This is a genomic window from Acinetobacter sp. PFS20, from assembly GCF_052261015.1.
In the GTDB taxonomy this organism is placed as follows: domain Bacteria; phylum Pseudomonadota; class Gammaproteobacteria; order Pseudomonadales; family Moraxellaceae; genus Acinetobacter.
This window is the reverse complement of sequence record NZ_JBPVZE010000001.1, coordinates 1,800,537-1,817,024: the sequence shown is the minus strand read 5'-3', so window position 1 is coordinate 1,817,024 and position 16,488 is coordinate 1,800,537. Positions and strand designations below refer to the sequence as shown.

At 40.5% G+C, this 16,488-nt stretch carries 11 protein-coding genes; 4 read left to right on the top strand and 7 right to left on the bottom strand.

Going from position 1 to position 16,488, the window contains the following annotated elements; all coding sequences use genetic code 11:
* Positions 1-108: 108 nt before the first annotated feature.
* The 4 genes from ACS125_RS08585 to ACS125_RS08570 all read right to left on the bottom strand — a co-directional run bounded on the left by ACS125_RS08585 (position 109) and on the right by ACS125_RS08570 (position 5,987).
* A complete protein-coding gene (locus ACS125_RS08585) occupies positions 109-3,282 on the bottom strand; it encodes a TonB-dependent receptor domain-containing protein (RefSeq protein ID WP_443271530.1) in 3,174 nt (1,057 codons plus the stop codon).
* A 139-nt stretch (positions 3,283-3,421) separates the two neighbouring features.
* Complete coding sequence (locus ACS125_RS08580; protein WP_443271528.1) at positions 3,422-4,438, bottom strand: FecR family protein; 1,017 nt, start codon at positions 4,436-4,438, stop codon at positions 3,422-3,424.
* Complete coding sequence (locus ACS125_RS08575) at positions 4,439-4,960, bottom strand: sigma-70 family RNA polymerase sigma factor (RefSeq protein WP_262451825.1); 522 nt, start codon at positions 4,958-4,960, stop codon at positions 4,439-4,441.
* A gap of 136 nt (positions 4,961-5,096) precedes the next feature.
* Entirely contained in the window at positions 5,097-5,987 is an 891-nt protein-coding gene (locus ACS125_RS08570; RefSeq protein ID WP_032028089.1) for a LysR family transcriptional regulator, read from the bottom strand.
* Positions 5,988-6,173: 186 nt separating this feature from the next.
* On the opposite strand from ACS125_RS08570, the gene ACS125_RS08565 reads away from it, so the two are divergent.
* From ACS125_RS08565 to ACS125_RS08550, 4 genes are all read left to right on the top strand, one after another.
* A complete protein-coding gene (locus ACS125_RS08565; RefSeq protein ID WP_000050874.1) occupies positions 6,174-7,118 on the top strand; it encodes a dihydrodipicolinate synthase family protein in 945 nt (314 codons plus the stop codon).
* Between the two features lie 172 nt (positions 7,119-7,290).
* The gene (locus ACS125_RS08560) at positions 7,291-8,676 is read left to right on the top strand and encodes an MFS transporter (RefSeq protein ID WP_443271524.1); all 1,386 of its coding nucleotides are present in this window, start codon (positions 7,291-7,293) and stop codon (positions 8,674-8,676) included.
* A 77-nt stretch (positions 8,677-8,753) separates the two neighbouring features.
* The gene (locus ACS125_RS08555; RefSeq protein ID WP_443271522.1) at positions 8,754-10,100 is read left to right on the top strand and encodes an OprD family outer membrane porin; all 1,347 of its coding nucleotides are present in this window, start codon (positions 8,754-8,756) and stop codon (positions 10,098-10,100) included.
* A gap of 638 nt (positions 10,101-10,738) precedes the next feature.
* A complete protein-coding gene (locus ACS125_RS08550; RefSeq protein WP_004794079.1) occupies positions 10,739-11,023 on the top strand; it encodes a hypothetical protein in 285 nt (94 codons plus the stop codon).
* A 133-nt stretch (positions 11,024-11,156) separates the two neighbouring features.
* Here the strand turns inward: ACS125_RS08550 and ACS125_RS08545 are convergent, their stop codons facing one another.
* The 3 genes from ACS125_RS08545 to ACS125_RS08535 all read right to left on the bottom strand — a co-directional run bounded on the left by ACS125_RS08545 (position 11,157) and on the right by ACS125_RS08535 (position 16,471).
* On the bottom strand, positions 11,157-12,107 hold the full coding sequence (locus ACS125_RS08545) for a hypothetical protein (protein WP_443271520.1): 951 nt from the start codon (positions 12,105-12,107) through the stop codon (positions 11,157-11,159).
* 269 nt (positions 12,108-12,376) lie between these two features.
* A complete protein-coding gene (locus ACS125_RS08540; RefSeq protein WP_443271518.1) occupies positions 12,377-13,288 on the bottom strand; it encodes a GIY-YIG nuclease family protein in 912 nt (303 codons plus the stop codon).
* Positions 13,289-13,342: 54 nt separating this feature from the next.
* Positions 13,343-16,471, bottom strand: a complete 3,129-nt coding sequence (locus tag ACS125_RS08535; RefSeq protein ID WP_443271516.1) for a type I restriction endonuclease subunit R — start codon at positions 16,469-16,471, stop codon at positions 13,343-13,345.
* Positions 16,472-16,488 lie beyond the last annotated feature (17 nt).

Sequence of the window (16,488 nt, the reverse complement as noted above, 5' to 3'; positions counted from 1 at the left end):
CCAGCTGCAAACCTACTCGGTTTTTTTGTAAATAATAATCATTCAATATTATTATTTACCGTTACCTGACTCCCCTTTTATGTATGTATAGAGGGAATCAAATTCTGTTTAAAATTTAGTGGTCCAACTAATTTTCATCGTTCGGCCAGGTGCGGCCATGGCACTACGGGTTAAAGGATCGATATAAAACTGGTTAGAAAGATTACTGCCGACAAATTCAACCGTGTTGTAGTTATCGAGCTGATAACGCGCATAGGCATCAAAAATCCACGTGTCATCCCAAGCCAAAGGCACATTGAGGTAATAGCCTTTATTGACGCTAGCATCATTGTTTTTACGTAGTGGGCTTTCATAAGCTTTATAGAATGTGGCACGTGCACCAAGCTCTAACTTTTCATCAAAAAAGCGTGCGCCAAGCAACCCGTGAAAACTCAGTTCAGGTGTGGCCATGGTCACCAAGTAGCCATTTGGGAACCCGTCATCGACACAACGCTGATACGGTTCACGGAACTCAAGACCCTGCTCGGTTTGAACCGTGCCGCCTAAAATCATTTTGTTAATGGCACTATTGGTGTCACACACTTCATTTTTTAAGTTATAGGCCACGCTCAAGTCTGTGAAAAAACCGCCATTATCAAAACGGCTTTGTAACTCTAGACCTGACAGCTTTTGCTCATCCATATTGGTAAAAATAAGATTTTGGTCACGCTCAATCACATTTTTGGTTTTGTTGTAGTAATAGGCGAGCTTAATGTCAGCATTGCGTGCCGTGCTGAACCAATCACGCATGTCATAGACATAACCCACTTCGTAGTTAAAAGCGTGTTCAGGTTTAATTGCTTGATATGGCAACATGGCAGAAAAACCGACAGTGCTTTCAAACAAACTTGGTAAGCGATATTCCTCTGCATAGCGTGCATAGATTCTGCTGTTTGGCGTGAGATGAATTGAGGCGCCTAACTGCGGTGCCCAGCCGCTATCTTTAACTTTGTCGGCAGATTCAACCGGAACTTGGTCTACTACCGACATAAAGTTCCCACCAGTTACGACGTACTTTTGTCCAGAGGCATTGAGCTGGTTTAAAGGATTATCGGCAAGCGACAATTGCCCATTCGCATCTGCTTTCCAGCTCAGCGTATTTTTCTGTGACCAGATCATGTTATACAACGTGCTCTCTGATGCAGGCACAGTGTCGAGCTGTCCATCCCAATCAGGATTTTTTGTGGCGTAACGCTGCTTTAAAACATTGATTAAACGCTGCTGAGTCGAGGTGTAACTCTCAGGCATGGTTTGATATTCAAAGGTATATTCTTTAAGCCTACTTTTTTTGGTAAAAAGCGGATTTAAACTCGGGTCAATCTCGGTCTGCAAAGACTTATTTAAAAAGTCATCAACAGCCCAATACGAGCGATAACGCATGCCCGCATCAAAACTTAACCAAGACAGCGGTCTATAATTAAAGTTAAAGTCGAACGTTTTTTCCTCACGGCGGCCTGCTCGTGGCAGCGCCTGATAGAGCGAATAACTTGGGCCATATTCGCCATACACATCATCAGACGTCAGTTTTTCTTTTAAGAAACTTCCACCGAGCGTCAAATCAAGCTGGTCTAACAAACGGGCTTTATTACTGACCGTTATGCCTTTACGCGTATTGTCAGAATGGCTTATCGCCGTGTTAATAATGGTGTTATCTCGAAAATCGATTGTGGTTGGCCAGCCACCACGTGTGTAGGTCTGGCTTTCGGTGTCGGTTTGCCAAATGTTGGCATAGAAATCAATCCAGCGATTATTCTCAGGCTTAAACTTATATTCGAGGCTATAGGATTTAGAATGAATATTGCTTAAAGGCCACTGCGGAACCCCTAAGTCAGGTGTAATGCCCCAAACAATTCGAGACGGCATAATTTCACCAAAAATATTTTTGGTATCTCGGTAAGTCAGTTTAAGGGTCTGATTATCGGTTGGACGATAGGTCCCTTTTAATAACCACGACTCCATATGACTTGAAGTGTTAGGAACTTCATCGCCCGGTTGATAGGCATAGGCAAAGTAAGGAATAAAATCGAGGCTACTGTCTGGCGTCGCTCGTTTATAGTAGCCCGCGCCATGTGTGCCCGAAAAATAATTGCCGCGCTCACGTACTGCATAAACAGCCAGTAAATCGAATTTATCTTGCTTGGTGGCAATTGCCAGTCGGCCCGCTAAGTCATCGCCCGAAAAATGAGAGTTATCACTTCGGGTACGGTTCTTTTTATAAATATCGGGGTCATATTTAGCCCCATTCATATCAATCCAAGGCGTGGTGTCATCGTAGTTTTGGCCTACTTTACTCATGTCTGGCAAAGATGGATCGATTGAGTTGGTTGAGCCTTCTACTTTTAATTCGGCACCAAAAGACTTACCCGGACGAACAATATCATCTACCTCTAGCGTTTTAACCACCACACCGCCGCCCACAGAAGTCGTGGTATTACGCTCTAAAGATGGGCCTTTAATGACTTCAATGCCCGCAATCAGATTGGGGTCGATATAGTTTCGGTTGTTTACCCCGTTGTAGCCACGCCATACGGCAATTGACTGTTCGGTGCCATCAATGGTTAAAGGCACACGACCAACACCCTGCACACCACGTACACTTGGGTCGAGTGCACCACTGTTGCGGGCATCGCCGCTATAGACTCCCACCATGCCTTGTAAAACATCGGCTGGGTTGGTTCCTTTAAAGCGTTCGACATAGTCTTTGCCCGCATAGACCGAAGAACGGTTTGCGTCATAAACTTTGTTATAGCCTTCGGTGTCACGGTCTTCTTTGCCATACACCACAATTGGCGTGAGTCGTACCGATGCATCTTCTTCAATTACGGCACTACTTGGCGGCAGGCTAGCGGCCTGAACCTTAGATGAACTTACTCGTGGTGTAGATTTTTTGCTGAGCGTGTAGCCCTGCCCAACCTTTACAGCATTAAATTCGGTTGATTTTAAAAGCTGCTCAAAACCTTGCTCGACAGCAAAATTGCCTTTTAAGCCTAGGCTATGCAACCCTTGGAGTTGCTGGGCATCCATTGCAATTGAAGTACCCGATTGTTCGGCAAACTGGTTCAGTACGTTAGCAAGACGGCCCGCAGGAATGTTATAGCTTTTAACTCCGGCTGTTTGTGCATAGGCCTGCTGCATAGGCAGCGCAACAAGTCCACCCATCGACACAGCATGTATAGCAAATGCCAGTGTTGAGAATCGAAAAATCGATCGATTCCGCTTTTGCCCCGTTCCCGCTTTTTTCATTTGCCCCGCCCCAGTAAATCGTAATAAGAATCATTCAATACAACTGATTAAAATGATCCATATTTATTGCTTCTACTTACTATGACGAACGACTTTCAAAAAAGTGGAACCTAAAATTGAAAATAAATTTAATTTTTTATTATTTTAAAGAAACCATGACCACAAACGGCGTGATTTGCTTAATTTTCAGGTCTGGAAAAACCGTAGCCAAAAGCTTAAGTGATTCTGTGGTTTGGTCTAAAGGCAACACAGCATTGACCCGTACATGTTGCAGCGCCGCATCATTAAAAATAATTTTGCCTTTGTAGTTGAGGTCTAGCTCTTGTAACACTTGATTCAGTGGCAGGTTTTCTACCATAAGCTGATGCTTTTGCCATTTTTGTTGTTCGTTATAAACATCTAGTGCAGGCAGTTTTTGTACGCCATTTTTGTCCATTTTAATGGCTTGCCCTGCTTCAACAATGGCCTGACGAGTCGCATGCAATTGAGTGGTTTTAACTTGCGTGGCTTCTACTTTTACCTTTGAGTGCAACATTTTGAGTTCGGTTGCCGAAGGGTCATAACTGACGCTAAAAGCTGTGCCGAGTGCCTGAATTTGTCCATGACTGGTTTTGACTAAAAACGGTCTGGTCTTATCTTTAGCCACATCGACATAAATTTGACCTTGCACCAACTCAACCACTCGCTGGTTGGTTTTAAAATCAAGATTGACTGCACTTTTGCCACGTAAAATTAGACGTGAACCATCTGGTAAGGTTTGCGTGGTCCACTGCCCCGATTGCCCGTGAATGTCGGCCGTCACATAGGCCACGGTGGTGTCAGTTAAATAAAATAACGCCCCACTCATGGCAACAAACACGACGGCAAAAGCTGTTCCTGCACGTAAATTTTTATAGGCTTTACCTGAGTTTAGGCCAGCCTTAAGAGCAACTTTAGTGACTTTTTTATGTCCGCTGGTTTGGGAAAGTTTTTGAATTGATCCGATACACTGCTCAATATCGGCAGCCACTTGGCGGTGTTGCTCACTGGTTTTTTTCCACTCTTCAAATTTTTGTTTAGCGGTTTTTCGTGAGCTTTCATCATCCGAACTCAGTTGAACAATCCAATGCGCGGCTTCTTCAACCAACTGGTGATGTTTGCTTTTATCCATGGCCATTTAAATGCAAGCGTCCATGTCTTGTCGGTTTTGGTAGCACTGAATTAAACAGCTCGCCAAATATTTTTGAATCATTTTGGTCGACACATTTAAACGCTCGGCAATTTCTTTATGGGTATAGCCTTCGAGATAATGCAAAATAAAAGCTTGCTGTGCTTTTTCGGAAACCCCTTCGAGCGATTTGCAAAGCTGGTTAATCGCTTGAATAATTTGCATTTGCTCTTCGGGTGAAGCCACGGCATCAAGCATATACTCCATTTGACTCAAGCCATCTAAATAGGCCTGTTCAATGCGTTTACGGCGCACTTGGTCAATCAGCAGGTTTTTAGCAATCGACGTTAAATAAGCACGCGGTTCCTTAATGCCGAATAGCTCGTCACGCGTTTGTAGCAGTTTAATAAATGTGTCCTGAACCAGATCTGCGGCCTGATCAGTATTACCTAATTTTTGTCTCAACCATTGGTGAAGCCAGCTTTGGTGACTTCTATACAACTGATCTACAAGCAAAGAAGTTTTGTTCACAGCAATTGGACTCAAAACAAGGAACCCATAAATGATAATAATTATCATTTAAACAAGTCAAGCAATAATTCAAGTAAAACTTAAATCACTGTTTAATAAATTGAATTAATTGTCCGCTTGCTTTGCTGCACTTCTCTTAGAGCAAATCAGCCAAATTCCTAATTTCTTCCATCACTGCCTTACACGCAGGCGTTAAATAGCCATGCTTAGAAATAGACAAAGAAATATAACGTTTGAGTGCGGGGTTAATAATTTTTGCGGCTTGAATGGAGGTGTATTGGCTGGCCTTCTTTAACGCTTGCGGCCCCAGCATGGTGTACATGCGAGATTCGGAAACCAAATGGGTTTGTAAACTAATCGAATCGGCTTCAAACACAATATTCAGCTCTACCCCATTTTCATAGGCCATGTGGTCTAAAAAGTTTCGCCAGTTACTTGGCCTGCAAAACGTGACCAGTGGTAACTGACTTACCTCTTTAAACTCGACTTCATTTGCCTGAGTGAGCGCGTCTCCTTCACAGCCGACCAAATAAGTATCGGCTTCGGTAAGGTAAACATCACCCTGTTTAGGCGTCGGGTTAAATCGATAGAGAATGGCTAAATCGACGCTGCCATCTTCGAGCCATTTTTCTAAATGCACCCCTTGCCCTTCACGCACCGATAGTTTAATTAAGGGATATTTCTCTTGAAGCACTTTATAAAGCGTCGATAACAACGGATGTGCAGTAGACGGCAAACTGGCAATACGAACCGTACCAATCGGGGTATCGGTCGAGTGCAAAATTTCATTATTGAGTTGGTCGGTCACGTTTAGCCATGAACGAATTTTAGGAAGTAAATGCTGACCTAAATCGGTCAGCTCGACGCCACGTCCAGTTCGGTTAAACAAACGTCCACCGCATTGAGCCTCAAGCTCGTTCATTTGCCGACTGATTTGCGGTTGGTTGGTGTTATGCAGCATCGCGACTTTGCTTAAGCTACCGAGTTCCACCGCGTCTAAAAATATTTTCCATAATTCATAATTCATCGATTCTTCCTAAACCGTTATAGGCAGCATTTTGAGCCATACATTTTCAGTATAACTGAAATTCAAGAATTGGTAATTCCTACATAGCTCACCTATTTCTATACTCCAATCATGTTCTCTACAACACGATTTAAATCAGATTAAGAACCAGAGAATATTTAATTACACTGTATAGGAAGTACGATTATGAGTTTAGATTTACGTGGATTAACCCCAGCACCTGTGACTCCTTTTACCCGTGACGGACAAGTAGACCATGATGCGATTCAACGTTTAGGTTCATGGTTAGGCAGCATTGATGGTGTGAAAGGCTTGGTTGTTCTTGGGCATGCAGGTGAAGGAACATTCTTGTCGCAAAAAGAACAAATGCAGGTCATCGAAAGCTTTGTTAAATCGGTAGATGACAAAATTCCGGTAATCGCAGGGATTACGCTCGAAGGTACTTCGGTTGCAGCAGAAGAAGCAAAACGTGCAGTGAGTGCAGGTGCTTCAGCAGGTTTGATTTACCCTTCACATGGCTGGTTGCGTTTTGGCTATCAAAAAGGCGCACCGCAAGACCGCTATAAAGCAATTTATGAAGAAAGTGGTTTGCCATCTATTTTATTCCAATATCCAGATGCGACTAAAGCCACTTACGACCTAGAAACTCTACTCGATATTTCTGCACAGCCAGGCGTATTTGCCATGAAAAATGGTGTGCGTAATATGCGCCGCTGGGATGTTGAAATTCCAATTATTCGCCGTGAACGTCCAGACTTACAGGTGTTGACTTGCCACGATGAATATTTGCTTCACACCATGTTTGATGTAGATGGCGCTTTGGTTGGCTACGGTAACATTGCCCCTGAACTGTTAATTGAAATGATTAAAGCAGGTAAAGCCAAAGATTATGCTAAAGCGCGTGCCATTCACGACCAATTATTACCAGTGACTCGCAATGTTTATCACCGTGGTTCACACATGGAAGGTACTGTCGCGCTTAAACATGCATTGGTTGCTCGTGGAATTTTGGACCATGCCACTGTGCGTTCGCCATTGCTTCCTCTGGCAGATGGTGCTGAGCAAGAGATTCATGATGCAATGCGTCAAGCTGGAATTGGCAAGGTCGATTTAACCCAAGCCGTTGCTTAAATTCTATTCGGGCTAGCATGTACGCTAGCCTTTTTTTCCTGTACGCTGCCTGAGGCCAAACATCGGGCATGTCTCTTAAAAATAATAATAAAAAGCATGCAAACTGTGGTGAACAGGTAGTGCGAAATAGAACAACAAAACTACGAGGAATGTAGTAATAAGGAGATAGAAGATGACAAATCTAGCGGATGTAGAACAAATTAGTCATCATCAAAAAAATGCGGAAATTATTGCAAGACTTGAACGACTACCCGTCACTGGTCGAATGCAATTTATGCGAATTACCATTGGTATAGCGACCTTTTTTGACGCCTATACTGTTCTTGCGATTGCCTTTGCTCTACCCCAACTCATTACCGAATGGCACCTGACGCCTGCCTATGTCGGTGCGATCATTGCCGCGGGCTATGTCGGGCAACTGGTTGGTGCGATCTTTTTTGGTTCACTTGCCGAAAAAGTCGGTCGTTTAAAAGTACTGTCTTTTACCATTTTACTGTTTGTGGCAATGGACATTTCTTGTCTGTTTGCATGGAGCGGAATGTCGCTGTTAATTTTCCGTTTCTTGCAAGGTGTTGGAACTGGCGGTGAAGTGCCTGTTGCGAGTGCCTATATTAACGAGTTTATTGGTGCAGAAAAGCGCGGTAAGTTTTTCTTGCTCTATGAAGTTTTATTCCCACTCGGCCTGATGTTTGCAGGCATGGCAGCGTTTTTCCTGATGCCAATTTACGGCTGGAAAGTCATGTTTATTGTGGGCCTAGTTCCATCATTACTGGTCATTCCTTTACGGTTTTTCTTACCTGAGTCACCACGTTGGCTTGCTTCAAAAGGTCGTTTTAAAGAAGCAGATAAAGTCGTCAAAAGCTTTGAAGACGGTGCCATCAAAAGTGGTAAAACTTTGCCTGAACCTGTGGTTAAAGAAATTAATCCACAAGGCATGGCAAAAACCGACTGGCGTGAGCTGTTCCGTGGCATTTACCGCAAACGTACCTTTACCCTGTGGGGCATGTGGTTTTGCGTGTATATGGTGAACAACGCCATGGTGACTTGGCTGCCATCGCTCTACAAACAGCACTTTGGCCTGTCGCTTCAAACCAGTTTAGGTTATGGCTGGATTACCTCGGGCGTGGGTGTGATTGCTTCTATTATCTGTGCGTTAATGATTGATAAAGTCGGCCGCCGTCCTTGGTACAGTGCAGCGTTTTTCTTGGCCATTATTCCACTCATGAGCCTCTCGGTTTTAGGCGCAAAATCGGCGATGGAAGTTGTAATTTTCGCAACGATTAGCTATGCCATTTTGCAAACCATTTCATTCTCTTTATACCTTTACGCTGCTGAACTTTACCCTACTCGCCTACGTGCGATGGGCATCGGGTTTAGTACCGCTTGGTTACGTGCCGGCTCTGCAATTGGACCTGTTATGGTCGGTCTGGTCGTTGGTGGCTACGGCATTCAATATGTGTTTAGTGTGCTGGCGGTTGTGGCGCTCATTGGTGGCTTAGTGACATTCTTCTTTGCCATTGAAACCAAAGGCCAAGTGCTCGAAAAACTCTCTCCTTAATTCATCTATTTCATAAAAAGCTTGCCTAACCTAGCGTTAGGCAAAGGGCTTATTCATGCTTAAAAAAGGAATTTAAAATGAATAAATATTTGCTATGGGGCTGTATTGGTTTAGGCAGCGTGAGCAACGCTTATGCAGAGCTTCCTCAAGAATTTGGCAAGTTAGAATTAAAACTCAACACCCGTTACTGGAACGATGAAGGCACTGCCCACCCCATGCTTGCCAATCCTTCGCCTTCGTCGAGTGAATATGAACAAAGCGCGTTAGGGCTTGAGTTAAATTATCAGTCACCTTACATGTGGGACTGGCTTGGGGTAGATGGCTCACTCTATGCGGTCACCAAGTTATTTGACTCTGGCAAACCGAGCGCTCAGCTTTTAGAGGTTGAAAATAACGGCAAGCTCGATCAAAACTTTGCGACTTTAGGGCAGCTCTACATCAAAGCAAAACTGGGTGATCAAAGCGAAATTAAATTAGGCCGCCAGTTACAAGATTCGCTCTTGCTTAAAAGCACCAACAACCGCGCTGTACCCGACACTTTTTCGGGCGCGAGTGGTCAGTTTCAATTGAATGATCAGCTACAGACTTACATTGCTTACTATGACCGCTGGAAACCGCGCAGCATGGATAGTTTTGAAAAACTGGTGACTGAAAATGATGAACGCATTGATTATGTGGGTTTGCTCGGCGCCAAATATCAGTACAAAAACTGGAGCGTGAATGCCGAATATTTAAATAGCAAAGATTATTTAAAAAAGTACGGGGCGATTGCTCAATATAAATTGCCCTTTCATGGCTTTGTGTGGACATTCAACACAGGTGCTTTTTTCTCACGTGATGATGGCAAGCTGTTTAAATGCGGTGCCGAAACCGAGCTGGACTGTGTAAAAGGCCAAGATATTAACAACCGTGGCAATGGCTATTTTTTCGATGTAAATGTGGCTAAAAATAACCTCGAAGGTGGCATTGCCGTTTCAAAGTTTAATGGTTTTTGGATTGAAGATAACTTTGCCGTACACTCCGACCGTAACTCGGTTTTAACGCAAGACCACGGCACCAACCCGTTTCCGACCTCTGCGACCATTGGCCCTGACTTTACCAATAACGATGAAACTGCCGTTGCCCTTCGGCTGAAATATAACTGGAAAGACTATGTGAAAGGTTTAAAAACCGAGGTGAAGTATATTTATGGCTTTGGCGCTCACCAAAGTAACATCAGCAGTGATATTGAAGGTAAAGAGCGTTACTTTGACTTTACGGTGAGTTATGCCTTGCCGTGGGTGAAAAACTTAGATGTGCGTTATTCATTTTTACATTATGAGTCTAAGTTTGAAAATGCAAACCTAGGTGAAAAAATAAATGGAATGACCCGTAAAGATTGGGACCAGCACCGTGTATTTATTAATTACCGTTATACATTTTAAGAGCAAGCTAAACGTTTAGTTTAGCTTTATTATTTTTATTAATTAATGGCTTTAAATAGATTAACTTTTGAGTTTAATTAAAATATAAATTTATATTTAAAATTTTTATAATATTTTATTTAAATTGAATTGACCTGTTAAAAACTTATGATTATTATGGTCCCGCTGGCCTACATTGCCAGTCGGTTTTAGCAGACCGTAGATCCATGGCGGGTTATAGTTCAACTATAAGTCGTTAGACCCTTGCGTCCCTTTTCTTTGCGGTAGGACGGGAGGGGGACGCGCTCGCGCGTGCTGGTTCCTTGGATCCCAGTCTGCTAACCCCCTTTCGTTCTACCACCATAAATTAATTCGCAGTGATTGTTGGTGGTAGGACTCCATAAATTTTAAGGAGTTGGCCATGACATTTTTTATATTCATCCCCTATCCTCTCTCGTGATTTTATTTATTTAAAATTTAGGCTTTCTCTCACCTAAAACATTTTAAATTTATAAATATTTTTAATTTAAAAACTTAATCATTTTATTTTCCTATTTTTATGGATTGGTTAACTATTACCTAAAAAATGATTTTAAGACTTTTAATATAAGCGGCTTATTTTTTATTAATAACTTAGTGAAAATTATCACGAGAACAATATGAAACTTTATAAACCTATTTTGGCTTTAAGCCTTTTAATAGGCGATTACGGTGTTTCTGGTTGCGACATTCACACTCAGCAGGATTTTGAAGAAATTTGCCTGTCTGGTGGGCACACCCAAGCCAGTTGCGACTGTATTTACCAACGGCTTGAACAAGTGTATTCGCATAAGCTCATGCAACGTCTAGAACACGTCAGTTTGCAAAGTCCTGCTCTCCCACAGGACTTTGCCCCTACTTTTTTTAGTGTGATGCGGCGGTGCGATAAAGAAGACATGGGCTAAGCGTTTGGCTTAGCTCCCTTATCTCTGTGCCGCAACGGTGGATACTTTAAATCAGCGCAAAAAATTAAAGTTCTGTTGTGGCACGGGGGCCTTGGGGGAAAGCTAACTGATTAATAATGACTAAGATATAACTTTACTTATCAGCCTTCTGAGTTCGCTCTACAGTAATATAGTCATTGGGAATAACTAACTGCTTTTCAATATCTTTCACTTTGTAAGAAACTAAAGTGCTTTTACCAATGCCTTGAAATAACACTTTAACATCTTTAAAAATATAGGTTTTATACTGATTCAGTTCCTTAGTTGTTGTTTTTGGCAATTCAATTAAATTTGCATAAGGTTCTTTAACATACAGGGTTGCCTTTTCTATTCTTACCCCAGTATTTTGCATAGTATAATTTAGGAATACTTTCCCGACATCGCCAATAAGGATTAGGGGTACAAGCGGAGTCAAGCTAATAAAAAAAGCTATTTCTAAGCTATCTTTAACATGCGTTTCTAATCTCTTTAATTTTTTTCTTGCGAATGTTTTAAGATGGTCACTTGCATCAGGATCATCAACAATATCTGCTAGATTTTCAAATTTTATATTAAATTCTTTAATCTTCTGCCGATTCATATAAAAAGGATAATACGCAAAGGCAATAAAAAATACGGTAATACCTATGTATAAATTAATTTTCCAGTGCAATAAAAATATACCGTGAATAGCATATAAAAGATAAAGAGAGCCAAATAACGTAATAATATTAATCTTTGGAAAAGGAAGTTTTTTCCCAATTCTAATATGTGGTGGTAAATACTTATCAACCCAGCTTAAGGCAAGATATGTCACTGGAGCTAAGGATGTGCCAAAGAAAAATAGCATCATCCCCAATACAGCATAAGCAATAGAAAATGCTGCAAAAATCAGTAAAAAAATAAGTGTATCACCAAAACTAATTTCCGAAGGGATATAGCTAATTGTTAAAAGATACACAACTAAGCACAACACCCCTATTGCAACTATCGCTTTAGTCATTGTCAGTGCAACTTCATGCCACTGCCCCAGATTATTTAAATATCTCGTTATCAAGTCGTTCATTTGATCTAACCAAATCTTATAAATTATTTAGAAATAGATGATTACCCTTGTATTAAACCGCTCCCCAGCGGAGTAATCATCTTTTGAAATTTCCCCAAATCTCAGAGTATGTTTTCACATATTGTTAGCTAATTGCCTCCTTTTGAATACCTGTGTCCCTTGTAGGTTGCAATATGCTTGTGTCCCTTCAGATCAATAAAAGGTAAAGTTCTGTTTGTTAAAAAGGGCTGATAATTAGAAAAATTTAATTAATTTTCTACTATCTAAACTTATGCACCATCTACTTGTTTTTGCTGCCACTCTGCATAAGTTAAATGAGTATTTATTTCTTTCCACTCTTTTCGTCCATTCGATGAACGGCCTTGAATTACACCGGATGCTGCAGATGGACTACTGAACAAATAATCTTCATTAAAAGTAAAATCTTTAGAGTCAATAATTTCATTTTCAATTAAATAGTTACGCAATTTTGTATAATTAAAGGTAGAGGATGATACTCTTTTTACTTGTGAGCCTTTTAAAACAAAAAACTCCCCATCTATTTCTTGTGCTTTAGCATTTACTTCACGACTAGATAAATAAAAGTTTGCTGTTTTATCAATCTCAGGTGCTATAAAACCATGCGTTTTTGATAAGTATTGTTGATAGCTAGGTCTTTTTAAATCCTTTAGAAAATCAAAACCTAAGACAGGCAAAACAATTTGTATTTGCTCTAAAAAAAATTCCATATCAGCAATATCTGACTCAGGTAAGCGACTATAACTATGTGCTGTACCATTTTCGAGCTGACATTGTCCATTCCGTTTAGCAATATCCATCAGACGACTTTCGAGATATTTAATATGAGCTTTTGTTAGATTCTGGTCTTTACTTGTAATTAGACAAACCTTTTCCCAGAAATCTTTTCCACCACTTTCTTCTGTCCGGTTATGTTGTTTTAAACGATTAGCAACATCATCCGACTCCCCAATATACACTCTTGGATATAATGGATTTTCTGGATCATGGCTAATGAGAAAATATATGCCTGTTTTTGTACATTCTTCACGCTGAATCAACTCGGCCAATTTACTACGGGGGGCAGAAAGTACATGTCCTGTCCAGTTAATAATTTCGGCTGTTAAAATCCCATTGGGTGTTCCATCCGCCAAAAATAACTTAACACTTTTACCTTGCCCCATGGCTCCCCCTATAATCCTGCAATCAAATTGAGCCCATCACATCACGATCAAAAACTATTTTTTATTAGTTAAAATAAACTCTCTTAAAAGTTTATCGGTTTTTACTTTAACCTTAAAGGCTGGGATTGTTTGCCCTTCTTTCTTTTCAAAGTACTGCTTTGCTTTCGCATTATCCACAGAATTCAACAATTCTCCAAAACGCCCAAACTCATCAATATTGTTTTCAGTAACATGTGTACTTAATATTTTTCTTAGCATTGACTCATCCAAGCCGAATGAACTAACTACCTCATATATTTCATCTTCTTTAGCTTTAAACTGATACTCAGTGATGTAATCTCTAAAAGTTTTTCCCTCTATTAATTTCACATCGCCACGTTGAACATCATGTAAAAAGATATTTGCAATTTTCTGTTCATCATGCGTCAAAGCTGCAAAACTTTTATGTAATTCATTTAAAGCTTGTTCAATAGATACTGCCTTTTCACCTTCGTAAAGTGCTTTTAAATATTTAGTGAATCGGCTATTCATATAATCTGAATCAATCTTATCAGTATCAATCTCTGTCAAATAACCTTCAATTTCAAATGGAATACCTCCACCACCGCCACCACTTCCCCCTTCAGAAAATAATTCCTTATAACGTAAAGCAAGAATTAAGTATGTTTGCTCATCTACTTCAACTTGAAATGGTGGTTTACTAGAGTCTTTGTCATCAAAGCTATAAGTAAGCTTGTTCCAATTAAAGCCCTGAATTTTTGCAGCTTCCAAATGCTCATTAAATTGTTTAAATAGCTTTGCAAACTGACCACAAGCCTCTTTGTCTTCGGGTAACTTTTCAAAATTTTCGATACCCGCACTTTTAAACAATTGTTCTATATCAACAAAAATTGAATTTAATTTTTTTAAGTTATCTTGCAGTTTATTTACAAATAAAGCCAAAGGTTTATCGCCTGAATACAACTTAACTGCTGCATCAATATTACGTTTCATCGTATGCGGACGTCGGTAATATCGAATGATACCGAATGGCTTATCTTTACCAAATAAGCGGTTAGTACGTGAGAATGCTTGAATCAAGTTTGCATACTCAAGCATTTTATCCAAGTACAAAGTATTGACCCACTTAGAGTCAAAACCTGTTAGCATTTGATCAACGACAATCAATAGATCAAGCTGTTTTTCGGGGGTATGTTCTACACGTTTGTATAACTCTTTATGGGCTAAACGGTCTGCAATATCACGCTTCATTTTGGCATGGGTAGCTAGGCTGAACTCCATGCCATAGCGTATGTTATAGTCACTGATAATTTCAACTAAACCATCTTCTTTGAATTTAGCATTTTCATTATTATCAATATTTGGATCAAACAGTGCCGTAATTTTTAGCTCAGGTTTATGCTTCTTAAATAAGCGATAATATTCAATTGCCTCGCTAATACTACTGGTCGCAAACATGCCATGAAATTTATTATTTTGGCTATATTGAATCCAGTTTTCTAAAATATCCTCAACGACTTTATTTTGATGTGCTGGGCGACGATACTGCTCTGTCGGTAAGTAATCCTCAACTCCTTTGATATAGTTATTGGCTTTGTCCCAATGACCTGCCATAGCAACCTGACTTTTATCCATAAAACGTAAGTAGATTTCTTTCTTTTTAGAATCATCCAAAGCTTCTTTAATTGTATTGGCTTTTGCTTCATCCAAAGCCACGGCTTCACGTAATTTTGAATCCTTATAAGTTGAAATCAGGTAAGGATCAAAACCGAGTACATTTTTATCTCGAATGCCATCAGCGATACTATAACGGTGCAACTCATGACCGAATACTGTTGCTGTGGTATTCATTTTTTTTTCATTTTCGTCTTGAATCGGTGTTCCTGTAAAACCAAAGAAGACGGCCTGAGGAAAGGTTTCTTTAATGGTTATTAGCATATCACCAAAGGTTGAACGGTGTGCTTCGTCCACAATAATCACGATGCGTTTTTTCTGCATCTGCTCAATATCATGTGCTTTGAGTCCACCTTCTTCCTGTTTGATATTACTCATTTTTTGAATTGAGCTAACAATCAGGACTTCATTCGGATTATTACTTTTGAGTTTGCTAATCAGCGCATGGGTATTTTCAGTGGATTGTACGAAGTCATCCGTGTCGGCAAAGTTGTTGTATTGTTCTAATGACTGCGTACCCAGTTCGATACGATCCATAAGGAAAATGACTTTATCAGCATCTCTAGAGGTGGCAATGAGGTAGGCTGATTTAAAACTAGTCATGGTTTTACCCGAACCCGTGGTATGCCATATATACCCACCTAAACGATCTCGCCCATCCCACTCAATACGTGCTACACGATCTGAAATCGCTCGTACAGCAAAGTATTGGTAACTGCGCATCACCTTTAAAATACCATCTGTTTTATCGGCAACGGTATAAAAACCAATAAGCTGATGTGCCATTGGAATAGACAACAATGTTCCTGCAATGTCTTTCCAATAATTGACTGGTTCGTTATTAAAATCTGCCCAATTGAAGTAATAATTTGAATTAAAAATTCCATCTGGACCAGGATTGGCAAAGTATTTAGTTTCTCTAGGATTCATGGCAACAAAGATTTGTACCAATGAAAATAGTCCAGAGAAAATGCCTGAACGGGCGTAGTTTTCGATTTGATGTGCTGCCTGACTGACAGGTACGCCAGATCGTTTTAGTTCGATATGAAATAGTGGCATACCGTTAATCAACAGCATAATGTCGCCACGTCGGTCATTTAAAATCGGTGAAGACGTTGGGAATTTGGGTTGTTGTACAATTTGATAACGGCTTTCGCCAGCCGCAATTTGCTGTCGGTCATAAATACTGAGGCTGATTTCTTTACCTAAGTGTGCAACATCATTGGGGTTGTCCCTTTTAATGGAAACTGTTTTACCATTAATAAAGCCATTGAGTGCCAACGGTGTACGCAAGGTTTTGATTTGTTCTAATATTTTCGCCATTTCGGAGTCGGTCAGTGGCTGACCATTCAGCCGATCTATACCACTGTTATTTTCAAATAGAATGTTTGCCCAGTTGTTAATTAAATCCTGTTCCGTTGGATTTTTAATAACCGTGTTTTCCCAGCCCTTGTTAAATAGAGTTTCGATAAATGCCTGTTCAAATGCTGCTTCGTTCTTAAATGTCATGGTCTATTTTATATTAT